Genomic DNA, 17,530 nt, shown 5'->3' with positions numbered 1-17,530 from the left:
TTACCGGCTCGCAAGCGCCTTGCCGGTCACGGCAATGATCGGCCCGGCCGGATAGTTTCCACCAACAATCATCCGCTCGCCATTCGACAGCGCCGACACGACCCCGTCGAAGAAAAGCGCATTGGGGCAATTGAGCGCATCTCGAAACAGCCGTGCGAAGCTGCCGAGGCTGACTTGAGAGCGCGAGATCGCCAGCACGACGGTGTTTTCGTCAAGCACGCCGACGCCGTTGCGGATATAGCGCGATGTGCCGTCCTGCTCGAAACGGGGATGAAGCCGGCCGTCGATCACCAGCATCGGGCCGGATTGCGTGGCGACCATCACGTCCGGCCCGGCCGCGGCATAGGCACTTGTCTCCATGACCGCCGCCTTGCCGTCCTTGCGGACCACGAATACGCCATTCGGTTTCAGGAAGAAATTGCCTTCGCTGTCGGCGACGTTGAGCGGCGCCTTCTCCCGGCCGTCTTCGACGAGAAGGCCGACTGGGGTCAGATCTTGGTGATACATGCCGGCGTTCATGGCGAGCAGCACCGGCCGGCCCTGATCCGCCATCGCCTTGTCGAATTTGTCCAGGGAACCGAAGGCCTTGCCGTCGAGGCCTACGTGGAACACACCGATGTCATAGCGGCGCAGATCGATTTCGCAGACGACGTAGGCGGCCGCCTCGAAGCTCGCGTCGCGGCACGGCGCCGGCAATTCACCGCCGACGACGAGGGGTGGCTGTCTCGGCGACCTGGCCCACCAAATCAAGGCCAGTGCGGCGAGCAGAACGGCGAGGAGGAACCCGGCGAGATATCGTCTTTTCATCGCGCCTCGGGAAAGATGGTGGCCAACGGCTTGGCACAAGATCAGACGTTCCTTTGCGCCATTTGCATGGCAAGGCGGCAAACATCTTGTTTCGCGCAACCCATGGGTTTATTTGAAGGGTAATGTTCGAGCCTGACTCCCACAGGCATGAAAGGGTATTCCATGAGCGGCATCAACGACTACATCGATAATGAAGTGAAGGGCAACGACGTTGTTCTCTTCATGAAAGGCACGCCCGGCTTCCCGCAATGCGGATTTTCCGGTCAGGTCGTGCAGATCCTCGACTATATCGGCGCCGACTATAAGGGTGTCGACGTGCTGACGTCGGCCGAGCTACGGCAAGGCATCAAGGACTATTCCAACTGGCCGACCATCCCGCAGCTCTACGTCAAGGGCGAATTCGTCGGCGGCTGCGACATCATCCGCGAGATGTTCCAGGCGGGCGAATTGCAGACCTTCCTCGTCGAAAAGGGCGTCAGCGTCAAAGGCGCCGCCTGACTTCTGTTTTGCGTATGGCTCTCCGAAGATCGACTGCGATTGTCGGGGTCATGCGCTTAGCGCCGGGGCACCTTGGCAAAAAGTTGTGCCCGCTATCGGGGCAATGAACGAATGGATGCGTCGGCACGCCGGCGCATTTTCGTTTGAAGATCGGACTGGCCGTGGATCAGCAAGCACAAGCGCAGCAAAAGGCAAGCACCTTGCCTATTCCGCGCTGGGAATTCATCGCGCTATGCGCGGCGCTGATGGCGCTCAATTCGCTGGCCATCGACATCATGTTGCCGGCGCTGCAGCAGATCGGCGCCTCGCTCGGCGTCGAAAATGAAAACCACCGGCAATATGTGATCACCGCCTACATACTGGGCTTCGGCGGTGGGCAACTGTTCTTCGGGCCCGTCTCGGACCGCTTCGGGCGCCGCGCTCCGCTGGTTGCCGGGCTGGTGATCTATGTTGCGGCGGCGGGCGCTGCTGCAGTCGCCCCGTCATTCGCCACGCTTCTGCTATGCCGGGCCGTGCAAGGCATCGGCGCGGCGGCGACGCGCGTCATTGCCGTCTCGATCGTGCGCGATACGTTCGACGGAAGGCGCATGGCCGAAGTCATGTCCTTGATCTTCATGGTGTTCATGGCAATTCCGGTGGTGGCACCCGGTATCGGCCAATTCATCATGCTGTTTGCGACCTGGCACGTGATCTTCGTCACCATGGCGGCCGGCGCGCTGATCGTGTCCGCCTGGTCGCTGTTGCGCCTGCCCGAGACACTACATCCAGAATATCGCCGGCCGCTGACGCTGTCCTCCATCATCGGCGGCTTCCGCATCGTTCTCACCAACCGCATCGCGCTCTGCTACGCCTTCGCCAGCACCTTCATCTTCGGCGCCATGTTCGGCTTCATCGCCTCGGCCCAGCAGATCTATGTCAGCGTGTTCGATGTCGGCGAGATGTTCCCGGTCATCTTCGCGGGGGTTGCCGGCGTGCTTGCTTTTTCGAACTACCTCAACTCGCGCCTCGTCGGCCGCATCGGCATGCGCCGTCTGTCGCAAAGCGCGCTGCTGCTGTTTCTGGCCATCAGCCTTGCCTGGCTGGTCGTTTCCATCGAAATGAAGATGCCGCTCTGGCTCTTCATTACTTTCTTTGCCTGCGCCATGGTACCGTTCGGCGCGCTCGGCGCGAACTTCAACGCGCTCGCCATGGAGCCGCTCGGTCACCTGGCCGGCACCGCCTCGTCGATTCTCGGGTTCATGCAGACATTTCTTGGCGGCATCCTCGGCACGCTGATCGGCCAGGCCTTCAACGGTACGGTAACGCCGCTGGCCGCCGGGTTCTGCAGCGTGTCGGTGGCGGCGCTGCTGATGATTCTCATCGCCGAGCGCGGCAGGCTGTTCCAGCCGCAAAACCCGCCCGTCTAGTTTTACGCGCTGGCGGATAAAACTATTCCGCCCAAAGCTCGCGGCGCAGCTCCCGCCAGCTTTCCCTGTCCGGCGCGACCAGCAGGCCACCTCCGACATGTGACGGCAGATAGGCGCTGCCGTCGAAGCGCGCGGCATAACCGCCGGCCTCGGCATGGATCAGTACGCCGGCCAGATGGTCCCACGGCATCAGCTTGTTATAGACGACGAAATGGCCGTGGCCGCTGGCCAGCAGGCGGTATTCGTGGGCTGCGCAGCGATAGTTGAACTGCGACAGCGACTTGGTCTGATTGCGCGCCAGGCGTGAGCGGTCCGGCTCGGGTAGATAGTGCCACGAGACCGCTCCAGTCATTTCCGATATCGGCGCCGGTTTGGCGACATGGACTTTTTCGAAATTGCCATGCGCGTGCCGAATATGACTGCCGGCGCCACTGACGCCGACCAGCCAGTCCTTGCCGACGGGATCGTGGATGATGCCGGCGACCGTCTCGCCCTTGACCACGACGCCAAGCATGACGCCGAACAGCGGCACGCCGGAGGCGAAGTTGAAGGTGCCGTCGACCGGGTCGACGACGAAGGCGAGTTCGGCATCGCCGAGACCGTCGAGCAGCGTCGGGTCGTCGGAGCAGGCCTCCTCGCCGACGATCATCGCCTTGGGATAACGCTGAAGCAGCCTGGCGGTGATGAGCCGCTCGGCATTCACGTCGGCCTCGGTCACAAGATCGGCGGCCGAGGTCTTGCGACGCACGTCGCCCTCACTCAACCGGCGAAAGCGCGGCATGATCTCGGCGACGGCAGCGTCCGACAGAAGGTCGGCAAGCCAGTCGATCGCGCTGTCGTCAAATGTCATGGGGACCGTCTTGCTTTGCGTTAAGAGCATCGTTGAGGGCGGCGAAATCGAACAGCGTCCTGTCGAGCAGATGCGAGCGCCGCACATTGGCCATGGCACGGATCATGGTGTCCTTGCGGCCGGGCATGCGCTTCTCGATGTCGTCGAGCATCGCTTTCATGGCGTTGCGCTGCAGGCCTTCCTGGCTACCGCACAGATCGCACGGAATTATCGGGAATTTCATGGCGCCGGCGAATTTCTCGAGATCGGCTTCCGCACAATAGGCGAGCGGCCGCAGCACCATGACGTCGCCTTCGTCGTTGAGCAGCTTCGGCGGCATGGCGGCGAGGCGTCCGCCATGGAACAGGTTCATGAAGAAGGTTTCCAGAATGTCTTCGCGGTGATGGCCGAGCACCAGCGCCGAGCAGCCCTCCTCGCGGGCAATGCGATAGAGATGGCCGCGCCGCAGCCGCGAACACAGCGAGCAATAGGTGCTGCCCTCGGCCAGCTTGTCGATGACCACAGAATAGGTGTCCTGATATTCGATGCGATGCGGAATGGCATGGCTGTCGAGATAGTCGGGCAATATGTGCTTGGGAAAGTTCGGCTGGCCCTGGTCGAGATTGCAGGCCAACAGCTCGATCGGCAGCAGCCCGCGCCATTTGAGATCGAGCAGCACGGCAAGCAGGCCGTAGGAATCCTTGCCGCCCGACAGAGCGACCAGCCAGCGGTCGCCGGGCCTCACCATTGAGAAATCGTCGATCGCCTGGCGGGCAAGCCGCAGCAGCCGCTTGCGCAGCTTGTTGAACTCGACGGAGGACGGCACATCGGCAAACAGCGGATGAAAGCCGCCTTCGGCGTCGGCGACCGGTTCGAGCGTTTCGGCGTCTGGCTGCATGTTCACGGCGCGTCGGCTCTAAAGTCCTGTTGCCGCCCGCAGTAGCGCATCGAACCGAAAATCGAAATCGATTTCGGAATCACGCCGCGAAAAAGGAACGAAAAAAGAAAAGGCCGCCCCGATAGGGCGGCCTTCGCTTGTATCGCGTACGAACGCGCCGATCAGCGCGAATAGAATTCGACGACCAGATTCGGTTCCATCTGCACGGCAAACGGAACGTCGGCCAGGCCGGGGATGCGCGTGAAGGCGGCGGTCATCTTGTTGTGGTCGGCCTCGATGTAATCGGGCACGTCGCGCTCGGCCAGGCCCACCGATTCCAGCACGATGACCAGCTGCTTCGACTTCTCGCGCACTTCGATGACGTCGCCCGGCTTGCAGCGGTACGAGCCGATGTTGACGCGCTTGCCGTTGACGTTGACGTGGCCGTGATTGACGAACTGGCGCGCCGCAAAGATGGTCGGTACGAACTTGGCGCGGTAGACGACTGCGTCGAGGCGCGATTCGAGCAGGCCGATCAGGTTCTCCGAGGTGTCGCCCTTGCGGCGGTCCGCCTCTTCATAGACCTTGCGGAACTGCTTTTCCGAAACGTCGCCATAGTGGCCCTTCAGCTTCTGCTTGGCGCGCAGCTGCAGGCCGAAATCGGAAAGCTTGCCCTTGCGGCGCTGGCCATGCTGGCCGGGGCCGTATTCACGCTTGTTGACCGGGGACTTCGGGCGGCCCCAGATGTTTTCGCCAAGACGGCGGTCGATCTTGTACTTCGCGGATTCGCGCTTGCTCATCGCATTCCCTTTCAAAACAACACACCCGGAACCTCATGGTCCGGGTGAAGGAAACGCGCCCTCCTCTGGCCCCCGTTTTCGAGACCTGACAGGGTTTTCCACGCAACGCGACGGAAAACCCACGGGACACGTCATTTCAAACAGGACATCAGGAAATTAAAACCGGCTTCCAAACGTCTTGCACACATAAAGAAAACCACCGGGCATTGCGGCCCGGTGTTGGTGGGCTGGTTAAACGGAGATTTAACCGCTGTCAAGCTTCCGGCTGGCGCGAATCGCCGAACCGGATAGTGTTGCGGTTGTAGAACGTGCCGGATGTGGCGGGAGGTTGCGCCAGTGGCATCAGGAAGGGACTGAAGTCAGAGGAGCTGGAATTCGCATGAAGAAATTCTTCCTTACGTTGGTAGGAGCCGCGGTGATGGCCGGCACGATGGCGGTCGCGCCCGAGCCGGCGCAGGCCCGGCATTGGCACGGCCACAGGCATCACCAGGTCTGCCGCATCGTGGTCAAGAAGAAGGTGGTGTGGCGGCACGGTCATCGCAAGGTCATCCGCTACAAAGTGCGGCGCTGCGGTTGGGGATGGAACTGGTAATTTTCGCCCTCGCCCGTTGAGACTTCAGGGCCCGCGGCTCAGCCGCGGGCTTTTTATCGACCGGCATCCGCCGCCAGAATGGTCAGTCGATCAGTGTTTCGATTTCTTTTCCGGCAGGCCCTTGCGCTTGGTCTCGGCGAATTCCTCGAGCTGTTTTTCGCTCATGGATTTATACATTCCCTTCGACGCGCCTTTGAGCTCGCTCTTCTTGGTCTCGCCACGCTTGGCGGACAGTGCAGCACCGGCGGCTTTCTGCTGGGCTTTCGAGGTGGCTGGCATGATCGTTTCTCCTGTTCCTCAATGAGAAAAGAACGCATCGCCCTGGGCTGATGTTCCCGGAGCACCAAAGTGCCTGGGTCAGGATACCGCCAGGCCAAATCCCTGCATCAGCCGGCGCGTCGGAAAATCGGCCTCGTTCGAGGTGAAGACGGCAAAATCGGCGCCTTCCGGCAGTACCTCTCTGCGATAACGGGCCTCGGTATCGGCGAGCAGCGACAGCGCGCGGCGTGCGATCGCCTCGGCCGGGTCGAGCCAGTCGACCGGCCAAGGTGCTGTCTTGCGCATGCGGTTGGCCAAAAAGGGATAATGGGTGCAGGCAAGCACGACGATGTCGGTGCGCAGCCCGTCATGCTCGACGAAGCACGGCGCGATCTCGGCGCGCACGGCGTCCTCGTCGACAAAACCGTCGCGCATATAGGCTTCGGCCAATCCAGCCAGCCTGTCGCTGCCGACCAGGCGGACATGGCATTTCTGCGCCCATTTGCTGATCAGGTCACGCGTGTACTGGCGCTTGACGGTGCCGGGCGTCGCCAGCACCGAAACCAGGCCTGAGCGCGTGCGTTCCGCCGCCGGCTTGACGGCCGGCACGGTGCCGACGAAAGGGTGGCCGGGAAACCTCTCGCGCAACGCTTCGATGACCAGCGTCGAGGCGGTGTTGCAGGCGATGACCGAAATGGCCGGCGAAAACCGTTCGAGCAGCCTGGCGAACAACTCTAGGATGTGTGTTCTCAGCGCCGGCTCCTCCCAGGCGCCGAAGGGGAACGCCGCGTCGTCGGCGACATAGATGAAGCGGCGGTCAGGCATCAGGACGCGCGCCTCACGCAGCACGGTGAGGCCGCCAATGCCGGAATCGAACATCAGGATCGGACGGGCGCTCGATGGACTGGTCATTATCATTGAGTCACTAAGGGCTGGGAATCACAAACGAGATCACGAGAGAAGGCTCGGCCCATGCTTTTTGCTTTGGCCAATGATGCTTTATCCCGGCCGCTTCTATCTGGAACCATCATGGCCTTGATGCGGCGAGACGGTCACACAAGGCCCCGCTTGCCGAAGCCGCCGGCCCGCGGCCGGCCGTTCGCCGGAGATGCAGGGTGAGATGCAGGGTGGTTCGACGGCACCGGTGCGGCCCGCATGGCATAGGCCGGAGCCAGGGCCGCCACGCCGGCGGCCGACTCTGAATGGGGCGCCGCGGCGCCGCGCAGCGGCCCGGGCGGGTCGAAATCGTCGAAACTCAGGGATGACGCCATATCCGAAGAGCTACCGCCCGCCGGCTTGGCCGCCAAGATGACCGCCCACAGCCCGACGAGAGCTAATCCCAGCAGGTTAAGGCCGGAATGCGACTCGTCGCCGTCGAACTTTACGACAAGAACAGTGCCGGCCTGCAGAATCGCAAACAGGGTCGAGAACACGATATACGACCAAAGGATCCAACCGGACCCTTGTGCATCGCGGCTTCGACGCCAGGCGAAATTCGCGCGGAACAGAACAATCACCAGCGAGGCGACGAGAACGGCCGCGGCCAGCCCTTCCCTGGAAGGTCCGGGCTTCGAATTGGCCAAACCCTCGATGCCGATGGTCAGCACGACGCACAGCACAAAGGTCACGATTTCCGCAACCAGCAAGGCCGCCGAATAGAAGAAAAAGCGAGGACGACCGATATCCGAGCTAAACATCCGAGGATCCATCGTTTTCCAGACAATGGATCACATCAAATAACATTCGGTTACTGGTGAGATATGGGCAACTCGAAGGCTAGTCTTTGTCCTTCGCCTTGCCGGCGCGTGCCGCGGCCGCCGGGAGCCGCCTTGGATCGTCGCCGGGCGATCCGTCGCCGCGCGGCATGGCCGGCGAGAACCTGTCCAGCGATGATATAATACCGCGTAGCACCTTGAGCTCCGGCTCGGCAAAACCGGGGCGGGTCAGCACTGCGCGCAAATTGTCGACCATCTTCGGCTTCTTCGGTGCCGGGCGGAAATAGCCGCGCGCCTCCAGTGCACCTTCCAGATACGCAAACAGGGCGTGCAATTCTTCCTTGGCAGCTGGCGGCATTTCGGGACCGGAGAAGTTGGTCCTGGTCTCGTCTTCCAGGCCGGACTTCATCCATTCATAGGACATCAGCAGGGCCGCCTGGGCGATGTTGAGCGAGGAGAAGGCTGGATCGACGGGGAAGGTGACGATCTCGTCGGCAAGGCCGACCTCGTCATTATAGAGGCCGAAGCGCTCGCGGCCGAACAGGATGCCGGTGCGCTGGCCGGCCCGCTGCCGCGCGCGCAGCGCCCTGCCCGCCTCGACCGGGCCGCGCACCGGTTTGAAATTGTCGCGCGCGCGCGCCGTGGTGGCGAAGACGAAGTTCAAGTCGGCGACTGCCGAGCCCAGGTCGTCGAACACCTCGACGGCATCGATGACATGGTCGGCGCGGCTTGCCGCGGCACGCGCCTTCTCGCTCGGCCAGCCGTCACGCGGATTGACGAGGCGCAGTTCGGCAAGGCCGAAATTGGCCATGGCGCGTGCAACCATGCCGATGTTCTCGCCGAGCTGTGGCTCGACCAGGATGATCGCCGGTCCGGACGCAGGCGTTCCGGAGGCAAGAGGGTTGTCGGGATCCTGGGTGGCGGTCATGGTTGTCAATGAACTGCTGTTTGCGGCATTTCGCAGTCCCCTGCCACATTTGGCGGCGAAAATGAAGCTTTCGCAAAGAATGCCGGCACTACGGCGCGGTTCGCCGTTTGCGCGGCCAAAAAGCCTTTGATATACGGGCCGCATCCCAGGGCCGGCAGCCGTGCGGGCAAGGCCGTTCCGTTCCCAAAAGCGAGGCATTCTTTCCATGGCGAAGATCAAGGTGGCGAACCCGGTCGTCGAACTCGACGGCGACGAGATGACCCGCATCATCTGGCAGTTCATCAAGGACAAGCTGATCCACCCTTATCTCGACCTCAAGCTCGAATATTACGATCTCGGTATCGAGCACCGCGACGCCACCAACGACCAGGTGACCATCGATTCGGCCAATGCCATCAAGAAATACGGCGTCGGCGTGAAATGCGCGACGATCACGCCCGACGAGCAGCGCGTCGAGGAATTCAAGCTGAAGAAGATGTGGAAGTCGCCGAACGGCACCATCCGCAACATCCTCGGCGGCACCATCTTTCGCGAGCCGATCATTATGAAGAACGTGCCGCGGCTAGTGCCCGGCTGGACCAAGCCGATCATCGTCGGCCGCCACGCCTTCGGCGACCAGTACCGCGCCACCGACTTCCGCTTTCCCGGTAAGGGCAAGCTGACGATCAAGTTCGTCGGCGAGGACGGCCAGGTGATCGAGCACGACGTCTTCGACGCACCCGGCGCCGGTGTCGCCATGGCCATGTACAATCTCGACGAGTCGATCCGCGAATTCGCCCGCGCCTCGCTGAATTACGGCCTGCTGCGCAATTACCCCGTCTACCTGTCGACCAAGAACACCATCCTCAAGGCCTATGACGGCCGCTTCAAGGATATCTTCCAGGAGGTCTACGAGGCGGAGTTCGAAGCCGAGTTCAAGGCCAAGAAACTCTGGTACGAGCACCGGCTGATCGACGACATGGTGGCCTCCAGCCTGAAATGGTCGGGCGGCTATGTCTGGGCTTGCAAGAATTATGATGGCGACGTGCAGTCGGACACGGTGGCGCAAGGCTTCGGCTCGCTCGGCCTGATGACCTCGGTGCTGATGACGCCGGACGGCAAGACCGTCGAGGCGGAGGCCGCACACGGCACCGTCACCCGCCACTATCGCCAGCACCAGAAGGGCGAGGAGACCTCGACCAATTCGATCGCCTCGATCTTTGCCTGGACGCGCGGCCTCGCCCACCGCGCCAAGCTCGACGACAATGCCGAACTGAAGCGTTTTGCCGAGACGCTGGAACGGGTCTGCATCCAGACGGTCGAGTCCGGCTTCATGACCAAGGACCTGTCGCTGCTGATCGGTCCCGACCAGCCATGGCTTTCGACCACCGGCTTCCTCGACAAGATCGACGAGAATTTGCAGAAGGCGATTGCCTGAGCTCCTCCGACATGGACAAGCCCGTCGTCTACGGCGCGGACTACAGCGTCTATGTGCGCATCGTGCGGCTGGTGCTCGAGGAAAAGGGCGTCGGCTACGAGCTGGTGCCCGTCGACATCTTTGCGGCGGACGGCATTCCCGGCTGGTACTTCGAGCACCAGCCGTTCGGCCGCATCCCAGCCTTCGAGCATGACGGCTTTCGCCTTTACGAGACCGGCGCGATTGCCCGTTATGTCGACGAAGCCTTTGACGGCCCGGCGCTGCAACCGGTCGAAGCCCGGCCTCGATCACGCATGAACCAGATCACCGGCCTGCTCGACGCCTACGCCTACAGGGCCATGGTCTGGGATGTCGCCGTCGAGCGGCTGGAAAAAACGCCGCCCGACGAAGCCGTGATCGCCAACGGGTTGAGGCAGGCGAGAACGGCATTGCAGGCGCTGTCTTCGCTGAAAGCCGAAGGGCCTTGGCTGTTGGGGACGGAACTGACGCTGGCCGACCTGCACGCCGCACCGATCATCGGCTATTTCGTCAAGGTCGCCGAGGGGCGAAAACTGCTGGCGGAGTTTGCCGATATCCAGGATTGGTATGTGCGCATCGCGGCGCGTGCGGGTTTTGCGAAGACCGAAAAGGCAGAGTGAGGAGACAAGCATTCGGCAATAGGCCTTCTGGTGATTAGCGAAAGCCGAAGTGACATCCAATCTCCCCCTTGCGGGGGAGATGTCCGGCAGGACAGAGGGGGGTGTGAAGGATCGCTAACCTTCGACTGATCCTTTCCAATTGGGAACGGCCTGAGAACGTGGCTCCGATTGGGCTGACAGTCGGAGGGACAGCACCCCCCTCTGCCCTGCCGGGCATCTCCCCCGCAAAGGGGGAGATCGGCAGCTTCGCCGAAGGCGACCCACTGCGAAATACCGCTCAATCGGGAAGGTAGATCTCCGCCTTCATAAAGGTCTTCGCACGGCCTGTGATCAGCACGCGATCTCCGGCCAGCTCGCATAGCAAGTGCCCGCCGCGTTGCGAGTATTGGAATGCCGACAGATGCGTCTTGCCGAGTTTTTCAGCCCAGTAAGGCACCAGCGTCGCATGAATGGAGCCGGTTACCGGATCCTCGGGAATGCCTGCTCCGGGCACGAAATAACGCGAGACGAAATCATGGGCCTGCCCAGGCGCGGTAATGACCAAGCCGAGAGGATGAAAACGTCCGATCCTGAGCAGATCGGGAACGAAAGATCGCACGCTTGTCTCGTCGGCAAGCTCGACAAACAGGTTCTCGAAATTGCGGAAGCCCGCAACCGTCCGCTGAGACAATATCGCTTGCAGCGCCGACTTCAGCTCTTCCTCGACGGGCTGCGGCGGAAAACACGGCAGATCGAGCTGATAGGCCCCTTCCCGCTGGGAAACCCGCAACTCGCCCACCCGGGTGGCGAAGGCCATTTCGCCCTGACCACTGTATTCCGTGGTCAGCACATGGGCGGCCGCAAGAGTGGCATGGCCGCAGAAGTCGACTTCATGGACCGGCGTGAACCAGCGCAAATCCCAACCTTTGCCATTCGCCCGCACAAACGCCGTTTCGGCAAGATTGTTTTCGTTGGCGATGGCCTGCATTACCTGCTCCGGCAGCCACTCCTCCAAAAGGAGAACGGCGGCAGGGTTGCCCTGGAAGGCCTGTTCGGCAAAGGCGTCGACCTGATACATCGTCAGCGTCGGCATATCAGGCCCTCAAGGATGTCCGCTGGGCGGCGCGCCATTTCGGCCGTGCCCGCCCCCGGTGCAGGTTCACGCCGTCTCGAGAGCCGCTTTCACCGCAGCGATCGCGTCTTCGGCCTTCGAGCCGTCCGGGCCGCCGGCCTGGGCCATATCGGGTCGACCGCCGCCGCCCTGCCCGCCCAATGCCGCGGACGCGACGCGCACCAGATCGATTGCGCTGAAGCGGCCGGTCAGATCATCGGTGACCGCGACGACGACGCTCGCCTTGTTGTCCTCGCCGGCGCCGACAAAGACGACGACGCCGGAGCCGAGCGACTTCTTGCCGGCATCGGCCAGCGGCTTCAAATCCTTTGGCGAGACGCCCGATACCGCCTTGCCGAGAAAACCGACACCGGCAATCGTTTCGTTTTCCGCAGGCACACCGGCTGGCGAGCGATCGCCGAGCGCCAGTTTCTTGCGCGCCTCGGTCAGCTCCTTTTCGAGCTTCTTGCGCTCGTCGAGCAGTGCCTCGACGCGGGCCGGCACATCGGCCGGCGAAATCTTCAGCGCGGCGGCGGCCGCCTTCAGCCGCTTGTCCTGCTCGTCGAGATGCTTTCTGGCCGCCTCGCCGGTCAACGCCTCGATGCGGCGCACGCCGGCAGCGACCGCGCTGTCGGACACGATGCGCACCAGGCCGATATCGCCGGTCGCCCTGACATGGGTGCCGCCGCATAGCTCGACCGAATAGGGCCGGTTGGCCTTGGCGCCATGCAGGCCCGTGCCCATCGAAACGACGCGCACTTCATCGCCATATTTCTCGCCAAACAGCGCCATGGCGCCTTCGGCAATGGCGTCGTCGACCGACATCAGGCGCGTGGTTACAGGGCTATTCTGAACGACGATTTCGTTTGCCATGCGCTCGACCTCTTCGAGCTCGTCCGGCGAGATCGGCTTGTTGTGGGAGATGTCGAAGCGCAGACGCTCGGGCGCGACCAGTGAGCCCTTCTGCGCCACATGGGTACCCAGCACCTCGCGCAGCGCCTCATGGATCAGATGCGTGGCGGAATGGTTCGCGCGCAGCCTGGAGCGGCGCGCGTGGTCCACCCTCAGCTCGACGGTCGCGCCCGTCTTGACCGTGCCGTTGGCCACCTTGCCGACATGGACGAAAAGCCCATCGGCCTTCTTCTGCGTATCGGATATCTCGATCGAGAACCCGTCGCCTGAAATGACGCCGGTATCGCCCATCTGGCCACCGGACTCGCCATAGAACGGCGTCTGGTTGACAACCACGGCAACGGCGTCGCCTTTGCCGGCACTGTCGACGGTCTTGCCGTCCCTGACCAGCGCCTGGACGAGGCCTTCCGCCTGCTCGGTCTCATAGCCCAGGAATTCGGTGGCGCCGTTCTCCTCACGCACCGCGAACCATACCGTTTCGGTTGCGGCCTCACCGGAACCAGCCCAGCTTTTGCGCGCCTCCGCCTTCTGCCGCTCCATCGCCTCGGTGAAGCCGGCAAGGTTGACCGAGATGTTGCGCTGGCGCAGCGCGTCCTGCGTCAGATCGAGCGGAAAGCCATAGGTGTCGTAGAGCTTGAACGCTGTCTCGCCATCCAGCATGTCGCCGGAGACCAACTTTTCCGTCGCCTCCGAAAGCAAGCCCAAGCCTCGCACCAGCGTCTTGCGGAAACGAGTTTCCTCAAGCTTCAGCGTCTCGGTGATCATCTGCTCGCCGCGCACCAGTTCCGGGTAGGCTTGGCTCATCTCGCGGACCAGCGCCGGCACCAGCTTCCACATCAGCGGCTCATTCGAGCCGAGCAACTGCGCGTGGCGCATGGCGCGGCGCATGATGCGACGAAGCACGTAGCCCCGCCCTTCGTTGGACGGCAGCACGCCGTCGGCGACCAGGAAGCAGGACGAACGCAAGTGGTCGGCGATGACGCGGAACGATGCGACGGTGTCCGCATCCGGACCGCGGCCAAGCGCCGACGACGCAGCGTCGATCAGGTGGCGGAACAGGTCAGTTTCGAAGACGCTATCAACTCCTTGCAGGATGGAGGCCATGCGCTCGAGGCCCATGCCCGTGTCGATCGACGGACGCGGCAGGTCGACGCGCTCGTCCTTCGTCACCTGTTCATACTGCATGAACACCAGGTTCCAGAATTCGAGGAAACGGTCGCCATCCTCCTCGGGGCTGCCGGGAGGGCCACCCCAGATGTGCTCGCCACGGTCGATGAATATCTCCGAACACGGCCCGCACGGTCCGGTGTCGCCCATTGCCCAGAAATTGTCCGAGGTCGCGATGCGGATGATGCGATCGTCGGAAAGACCGGCGATCTTCTTCCAGTAGGAGGCGGCCTCGTCGTCGGTGTGGTAGACGGTGACCAGCAGCTTGTCCTTCTTCAGCCCGAACTCCCTGGTGATCAGGTTCCAGGCAAGCTCTATGGCGCGCTCCTTGAAATAATCGCCGAAGGAGAAATTGCCGAGCATCTCGAAGAAAGTCAGGTGTCGCGCGGTGTAGCCGACATTGTCGAGGTCGTTGTGCTTGCCGCCGGCACGAACACTCTTCTGGGCAGTCGTCGCACGCGAATAGGGCCGCTTCTCCAGACCGGTGAAAACGTTCTTGAACTGCACCATGCCGGCATTGGTGAACATCAGCGTCGGGTCGTTGCGCGGCACCAGCGGGCTCGACGCGACGACCTCGTGACCTTCCTTGCGAAAATAGTCGAGAAATGCCGACCGGATCTCGTTGACGCCACTCATGAATACTGCCTTTTCGAGAGAACCGCCGGCTGCCGGCGGAAAATAGACATGGCCTTTTAGCGGTCGCACCGCAGCCTGTCCAGAAACACCAAATGGGCTCAAATCCCGGCTTTCACCGGCGCTTTGAAATGCGTCTGACTCGCCGTCAAACGCCAACCGCCGGCACGGGGCCGGCGGTTCAAAATGTACCGATTACGCAAACTCAAAATCAAAACATCAAATCCAAACCTGGCTGACGCTCCGGGAGGCATCGCTTTTCCTACATCGCCCCGGCGTCGTCCTCGAAACCGTCGTCGCTGCTTTCGGAGCCGCCGTTCTCAAGGAATTTCTCGGCGATCAATCCGGCATTCTGCCTCAGCGCCAATTCGATCTCGCGCGCCGTGTCGGGATTGTCGCGCAGGAACAGTTTTGCGTTTTCGCGGCCCTGGCCGAGACGCTGCGAATTATAGGAGAACCAGGCGCCCGACTTTTCGACCACGCCAGCCTTGACGCCGAGATCGACCAGCTCGCCGGTTTTGGAGACGCCCTCGCCATACATGATGTCGAACTCGACCACCTTGAAGGGCGGCGCCAGCTTGTTCTTGACGACCTTGACGCGGGTCTGGTTGCCGACGACCTCGTCGCGATCCTTGACCGAGCCGATGCGGCGGATGTCGAGGCGGACCGAGGCATAGAATTTCAGCGCGTTGCCGCCGGTCGTCGTCTCGGGCGAACCAAACATGACGCCGATCTTCATGCGGATCTGGTTGATGAAGATGACCATGGTGTTGGAGCGCGAGATCGAGGCGGTGAGCTTGCGCAGTGCCTGGCTCATCAGGCGGGCCTGCAGGCCGGGCAGCGAATCGCCCATCTCGCCTTCGATTTCGGCCCGCGGCGTCAGCGCCGCCACCGAATCGACCACCAGCACGTCGATGGCGCCGGAGCGCACCAGCGTGTCGCAGATCTCCAGCGCCTGTTCGCCGGTATCGGGCTGCGAGATCAGCAGGTTTTCGAGATCGACGCCGAGCTTGCGGGCATAGACCGGATCGAGCGCATGCTCGGCATCGACAAAGGCGCAGATGCCGCCCTTCTTCTGGGCTTCGGCCACCGTGTGCAGCGCCAGCGTCGTCTTGCCCGAGCTTTCCGGTCCGTAGATCTCGACGATGCGGCCGCGCGGCAGGCCGCCGACGCCAAGCGCGATGTCCAACCCAAGCGAGCCGGTCGGCACCGTTTCGATCTCGACGACCTGCTCGTTCGCGCCGAGCCGCATGATCGAACCCTTGCCGAAGGCACGCTCGATTTGCGACAGCGCCGCATCCAGAGCCTTTGATTTGTCCACCGCTTTGTCCTCTACAAGCCGCAAAGAATTCTGAGCCATGATACATCACCCCGTGGTCGTCAATGGAGGCCGGACAATCCCGCAATCCTTAAAAGAATGTACCTCGTTTGTTCTCATTTGTCAATGAGCCCCAAGGGTTTGAAAAATAACTGATATCCATATTTGTTCTATTTTTGTTTCGCAATTTTGCTTCCGGACGTATCCCGCCTCGCATGCGGCGCCGTTGCCGTCACCATCCGAATCGCACCCGCGATTGCAGGGTTCCGCCCGGCGACCTAGTCTCCTCCCGGGCAACAGCAAAGGGCATTTTGCCGGCATGATGAAATCCCCGACGATCCTGGCCGTGGGTGGCGCCTATATCGAGCGGCGCGGCCGGGTTGCCGGCGCCTTCGTGCCGGCCGCTTCCAACCCCGGCACGATGCGCGAGCATGTCGGCGGCGCCGCCTTCAACGCCTTGCGCTGTGCGGTGCGGCGCGGCGTCTCGGCCTCGCTGCTTTCGGTGCGCGGCGGCGATGCCCTGGGCGACACGGTTTTACGCGCCGTCACCGACGCCGGCATTGCCGATTTGTCGGCGGTGTTCCTCGACCGCGCGACGCCAAGCCATACGATGCTGGTCGATAGCGACGGCGGGCTGATCGCCGGCCTTGCCGACATGGTGCTCTACGAGCTGGCGCTTCCCAAGCAGATCCGCCGCGCCAAGGTGCGAGACGCGATCGGTTCGGCCGACGCGGTGCTGTGCGACGCCAACCTGCCGTCTTCCGCAGTGGCGCGGCTGGCGGCACTCGCCGCCGGCAAGCCGGTGTTTGCGCTTGCCGTCTCGCCCAGCAAAGCGGCGCGGCTGACGCCGGTGCTTGATCTTCTGGCACTCGCCTTCATGAACCGGCACGAGGCTGGCGTGCTCGCCGGCGTCGACATCGATGCTGACGACCAAGGCATCGTCGACGGCCTGAGACGCGCGGGCCTTAAAAGCGGCGTGATCACCGCTGGCGACGGACCGGTCCTCGGTTTCGACAAATTGGGCGCGTTCTCGATCCTGCCACCGCCGCTCCAAAAGCGGACCGATGCTGCCGGCGCCGGCGACGCATTGGCCGGCGCGACGGTCGCCGCCCTGCTGCGCGGCCTGACGCTGCGCGCGGCACTGCGCGAAGGCGTTGCCGTATCTATGCTCGCCCTCGAGAGCGCCGATACTGTTGCGGCCTTCAGCGGTGCCGGCTTTGCCGAGGCGCTGGCGCTCGTGCCCGAGGCGCGGGACCTGGCGTGAAATGCGGCCCAGAATTGCCGAAGCATGACGCAGCCTATTTGCCGGCGCGCCGTCCTGCCTCGTAGGCGCGGCGCGCCCAGATCGCCATCTCGTCGGGGTCGTCGAAAGCGCTGTCGGGAACGCTCCAATAGGGCATCGACACCAGCTTTCCGTGGCGCGAGCCGGTATAGGTCCATTGCCGGCAGCCGGCCGCTTCGAAATCCGGGGCGCTTTCGGCGTCGGCCTTCAGCATCAATTCGCCACGGATGACAATGGCGACGATGACGCCATCGAAATAGATGCCCTTGCCGCCGAACAGCTTGCGGATGCTGACCGGGCCGAGCACTTCGAAAAGCTCTTCTATGCGCTCGTTGTCCATGGCGCGATCATGTCACCGGGATT

18 protein-coding genes are annotated in these 17,530 nt (G+C 62.6%); 6 read left to right on the top strand and 12 right to left on the bottom strand.

The annotated features are described in order from the left end of the window. The gene (locus NKH29_RS12850) at positions 1–807 is read right to left on the bottom strand and encodes a phosphodiester glycosidase family protein (protein WP_352495801.1); all 807 of its coding nucleotides are present in this window, start codon (positions 805–807) and stop codon (positions 1–3) included. Positions 808–969: 162 nt separating this feature from the next. On the opposite strand from NKH29_RS12850, the gene grxD reads away from it, so the two are divergent. Together grxD and NKH29_RS12840 are read left to right on the top strand one after the other, a co-directional pair. After that, complete coding sequence (gene grxD / locus NKH29_RS12845; RefSeq protein WP_023674712.1) at positions 970–1,305, top strand: Grx4 family monothiol glutaredoxin; 336 nt, start codon at positions 970–972, stop codon at positions 1,303–1,305. 206 nt (positions 1,306–1,511) lie between these two features. Further along, the gene (locus NKH29_RS12840) at positions 1,512–2,711 is read left to right on the top strand and encodes a multidrug effflux MFS transporter (protein ID WP_031193515.1); all 1,200 of its coding nucleotides are present in this window, start codon (positions 1,512–1,514) and stop codon (positions 2,709–2,711) included. Between the two features lie 22 nt (positions 2,712–2,733). Here the strand turns inward: NKH29_RS12840 and NKH29_RS12835 are convergent, their stop codons facing one another. From NKH29_RS12835 to rpsD, 3 genes are all read right to left on the bottom strand, one after another. Then, positions 2,734–3,561, bottom strand: coding sequence for an inositol monophosphatase family protein (locus NKH29_RS12835; protein WP_023717378.1), 828 nt, complete (start codon positions 3,559–3,561; stop codon positions 2,734–2,736). Beyond that, the gene (gene ttcA, locus NKH29_RS12830; RefSeq protein ID WP_352641108.1) at positions 3,551–4,444 is read right to left on the bottom strand and encodes a tRNA 2-thiocytidine(32) synthetase TtcA; all 894 of its coding nucleotides are present in this window, start codon (positions 4,442–4,444) and stop codon (positions 3,551–3,553) included. Before ttcA ends, NKH29_RS12835 begins: the two co-directional genes overlap by 11 nt. Positions 4,445–4,599: 155 nt before the next feature. After that, complete coding sequence (gene rpsD, locus NKH29_RS12825; RefSeq protein WP_023717376.1) at positions 4,600–5,217, bottom strand: 30S ribosomal protein S4; 618 nt, start codon at positions 5,215–5,217, stop codon at positions 4,600–4,602. 379 nt (positions 5,218–5,596) lie between these two features. On the opposite strand from rpsD, the gene NKH29_RS12820 reads away from it, so the two are divergent. Next, a complete protein-coding gene (locus NKH29_RS12820) occupies positions 5,597–5,809 on the top strand; it encodes a hypothetical protein (RefSeq protein WP_023674706.1) in 213 nt (70 codons plus the stop codon). 90 nt (positions 5,810–5,899) lie between these two features. On the opposite strand, the gene NKH29_RS12815 is transcribed toward NKH29_RS12820, so the two are convergent. From NKH29_RS12815 to NKH29_RS12800, 4 genes are all read right to left on the bottom strand, one after another. Then, on the bottom strand, positions 5,900–6,088 hold the full coding sequence (locus tag NKH29_RS12815; protein WP_023717374.1) for a DUF3008 family protein: 189 nt from the start codon (positions 6,086–6,088) through the stop codon (positions 5,900–5,902). Between the two features lie 78 nt (positions 6,089–6,166). Next, on the bottom strand, positions 6,167–6,979 hold the full coding sequence (gene murI, locus NKH29_RS12810) for a glutamate racemase (protein WP_352481172.1): 813 nt from the start codon (positions 6,977–6,979) through the stop codon (positions 6,167–6,169). 140 nt (positions 6,980–7,119) lie between these two features. Next, positions 7,120–7,764, bottom strand: coding sequence for a DUF805 domain-containing protein (locus NKH29_RS12805; RefSeq protein ID WP_023717372.1), 645 nt, complete (start codon positions 7,762–7,764; stop codon positions 7,120–7,122). Positions 7,765–7,843: 79 nt separating this feature from the next. Continuing rightward, positions 7,844–8,710, bottom strand: coding sequence for an RNA methyltransferase (locus NKH29_RS12800; protein WP_352855832.1), 867 nt, complete (start codon positions 8,708–8,710; stop codon positions 7,844–7,846). Positions 8,711–8,915: 205 nt separating this feature from the next. On the opposite strand from NKH29_RS12800, the gene NKH29_RS12795 reads away from it, so the two are divergent. Both NKH29_RS12795 and NKH29_RS12790 read left to right on the top strand, forming a co-directional pair. Beyond that, positions 8,916–10,127 carry an NADP-dependent isocitrate dehydrogenase gene (locus NKH29_RS12795; RefSeq protein WP_352999695.1) on the top strand — a complete coding sequence of 404 codons (1,212 nt, stop codon included), beginning with the start codon at positions 8,916–8,918 and terminating at the stop codon, positions 10,125–10,127. Between the two features lie 11 nt (positions 10,128–10,138). Then, on the top strand, positions 10,139–10,765 hold the full coding sequence (locus tag NKH29_RS12790; RefSeq protein ID WP_023717369.1) for a glutathione S-transferase family protein: 627 nt from the start codon (positions 10,139–10,141) through the stop codon (positions 10,763–10,765). 277 nt (positions 10,766–11,042) lie between these two features. Here the strand turns inward: NKH29_RS12790 and NKH29_RS12785 are convergent, their stop codons facing one another. The 3 genes from NKH29_RS12785 to recA form a co-directional block, all read right to left on the bottom strand. Beyond that, positions 11,043–11,837, bottom strand: coding sequence for a PhzF family phenazine biosynthesis protein (locus tag NKH29_RS12785; RefSeq protein ID WP_023717368.1), 795 nt, complete (start codon positions 11,835–11,837; stop codon positions 11,043–11,045). Positions 11,838–11,903: 66 nt separating this feature from the next. Next, positions 11,904–14,570 carry an alanine--tRNA ligase gene (alaS, locus tag NKH29_RS12780; protein ID WP_352855828.1) on the bottom strand — a complete coding sequence of 889 codons (2,667 nt, stop codon included), beginning with the start codon at positions 14,568–14,570 and terminating at the stop codon, positions 11,904–11,906. A gap of 259 nt (positions 14,571–14,829) precedes the next feature. Then, positions 14,830–15,927: a recombinase RecA gene (gene recA, locus NKH29_RS12775; RefSeq protein WP_023717366.1), complete on the bottom strand. Its 1,098-nt coding sequence runs from the start codon at positions 15,925–15,927 to the stop codon at positions 14,830–14,832. A 277-nt stretch (positions 15,928–16,204) separates the two neighbouring features. Between recA and NKH29_RS12770 the strand changes: the two genes are divergently transcribed. Further along, positions 16,205–17,149, top strand: a complete 945-nt coding sequence (locus NKH29_RS12770) for a PfkB family carbohydrate kinase (protein WP_352999694.1) — start codon at positions 16,205–16,207, stop codon at positions 17,147–17,149. A 34-nt stretch (positions 17,150–17,183) separates the two neighbouring features. Here the strand turns inward: NKH29_RS12770 and NKH29_RS12765 are convergent, their stop codons facing one another. After that, complete coding sequence (locus tag NKH29_RS12765) at positions 17,184–17,507, bottom strand: TfoX/Sxy family protein (RefSeq protein ID WP_352481176.1); 324 nt, start codon at positions 17,505–17,507, stop codon at positions 17,184–17,186. Between the last annotated feature and the right edge of the window lie 23 nt (positions 17,508–17,530).

The sequence above is a fragment of the Mesorhizobium sp. M1295 genome (genome assembly GCF_040318135.1).
In the GTDB taxonomy this organism is placed as follows: domain Bacteria; phylum Pseudomonadota; class Alphaproteobacteria; order Rhizobiales; family Rhizobiaceae; genus Mesorhizobium.
Note: the sequence above shows the minus strand (reverse complement) of the source record. Positions and strands in the feature narration are given on the sequence as shown.

Excerpts from the sequence above, each read along its gene's own strand:
- NKH29_RS12850 (WP_352495801.1), bottom strand. The coding sequence starts at position 807 with ATGAAAAGACGATATCTCGCCGGGTTCCTCCTCGCCGTTCTGCTCGCC.
- grxD (WP_023674712.1), top strand. The coding sequence starts at position 970 with ATGAGCGGCATCAACGACTACATCGATAATGAAGTGAAGGGCAACGAC.
- NKH29_RS12835 (WP_023717378.1), bottom strand. The coding sequence starts at position 3,561 with ATGACATTTGACGACAGCGCGATCGACTGGCTTGCCGACCTTCTGTCG.
- rpsD (WP_023717376.1), bottom strand. The coding sequence starts at position 5,217 with ATGAGCAAGCGCGAATCCGCGAAGTACAAGATCGACCGCCGTCTTGGC.
- NKH29_RS12820 (WP_023674706.1), top strand. The coding sequence starts at position 5,597 with ATGAAGAAATTCTTCCTTACGTTGGTAGGAGCCGCGGTGATGGCCGGC.
- NKH29_RS12815 (WP_023717374.1), bottom strand. The coding sequence starts at position 6,088 with ATGCCAGCCACCTCGAAAGCCCAGCAGAAAGCCGCCGGTGCTGCACTG.
- murI (WP_352481172.1), bottom strand. The coding sequence starts at position 6,979 with ATGACCAGTCCATCGAGCGCCCGTCCGATCCTGATGTTCGATTCCGGC.
- NKH29_RS12805 (WP_023717372.1), bottom strand. The coding sequence starts at position 7,764 with ATGTTTAGCTCGGATATCGGTCGTCCTCGCTTTTTCTTCTATTCGGCG.
- NKH29_RS12800 (WP_352855832.1), bottom strand. The coding sequence starts at position 8,710 with ATGACCGCCACCCAGGATCCCGACAACCCTCTTGCCTCCGGAACGCCT.
- NKH29_RS12795 (WP_352999695.1), top strand. The coding sequence starts at position 8,916 with ATGGCGAAGATCAAGGTGGCGAACCCGGTCGTCGAACTCGACGGCGAC.
- NKH29_RS12790 (WP_023717369.1), top strand. The coding sequence starts at position 10,139 with ATGGACAAGCCCGTCGTCTACGGCGCGGACTACAGCGTCTATGTGCGC.
- NKH29_RS12785 (WP_023717368.1), bottom strand. The coding sequence starts at position 11,837 with ATGCCGACGCTGACGATGTATCAGGTCGACGCCTTTGCCGAACAGGCC.
- alaS (WP_352855828.1), bottom strand. The coding sequence starts at position 14,570 with ATGAGTGGCGTCAACGAGATCCGGTCGGCATTTCTCGACTATTTTCGC.
- recA (WP_023717366.1), bottom strand. The coding sequence starts at position 15,927 with ATGGCTCAGAATTCTTTGCGGCTTGTAGAGGACAAAGCGGTGGACAAA.
- NKH29_RS12770 (WP_352999694.1), top strand. The coding sequence starts at position 16,205 with ATGATGAAATCCCCGACGATCCTGGCCGTGGGTGGCGCCTATATCGAG.
- NKH29_RS12765 (WP_352481176.1), bottom strand. The coding sequence starts at position 17,507 with ATGGACAACGAGCGCATAGAAGAGCTTTTCGAAGTGCTCGGCCCGGTC.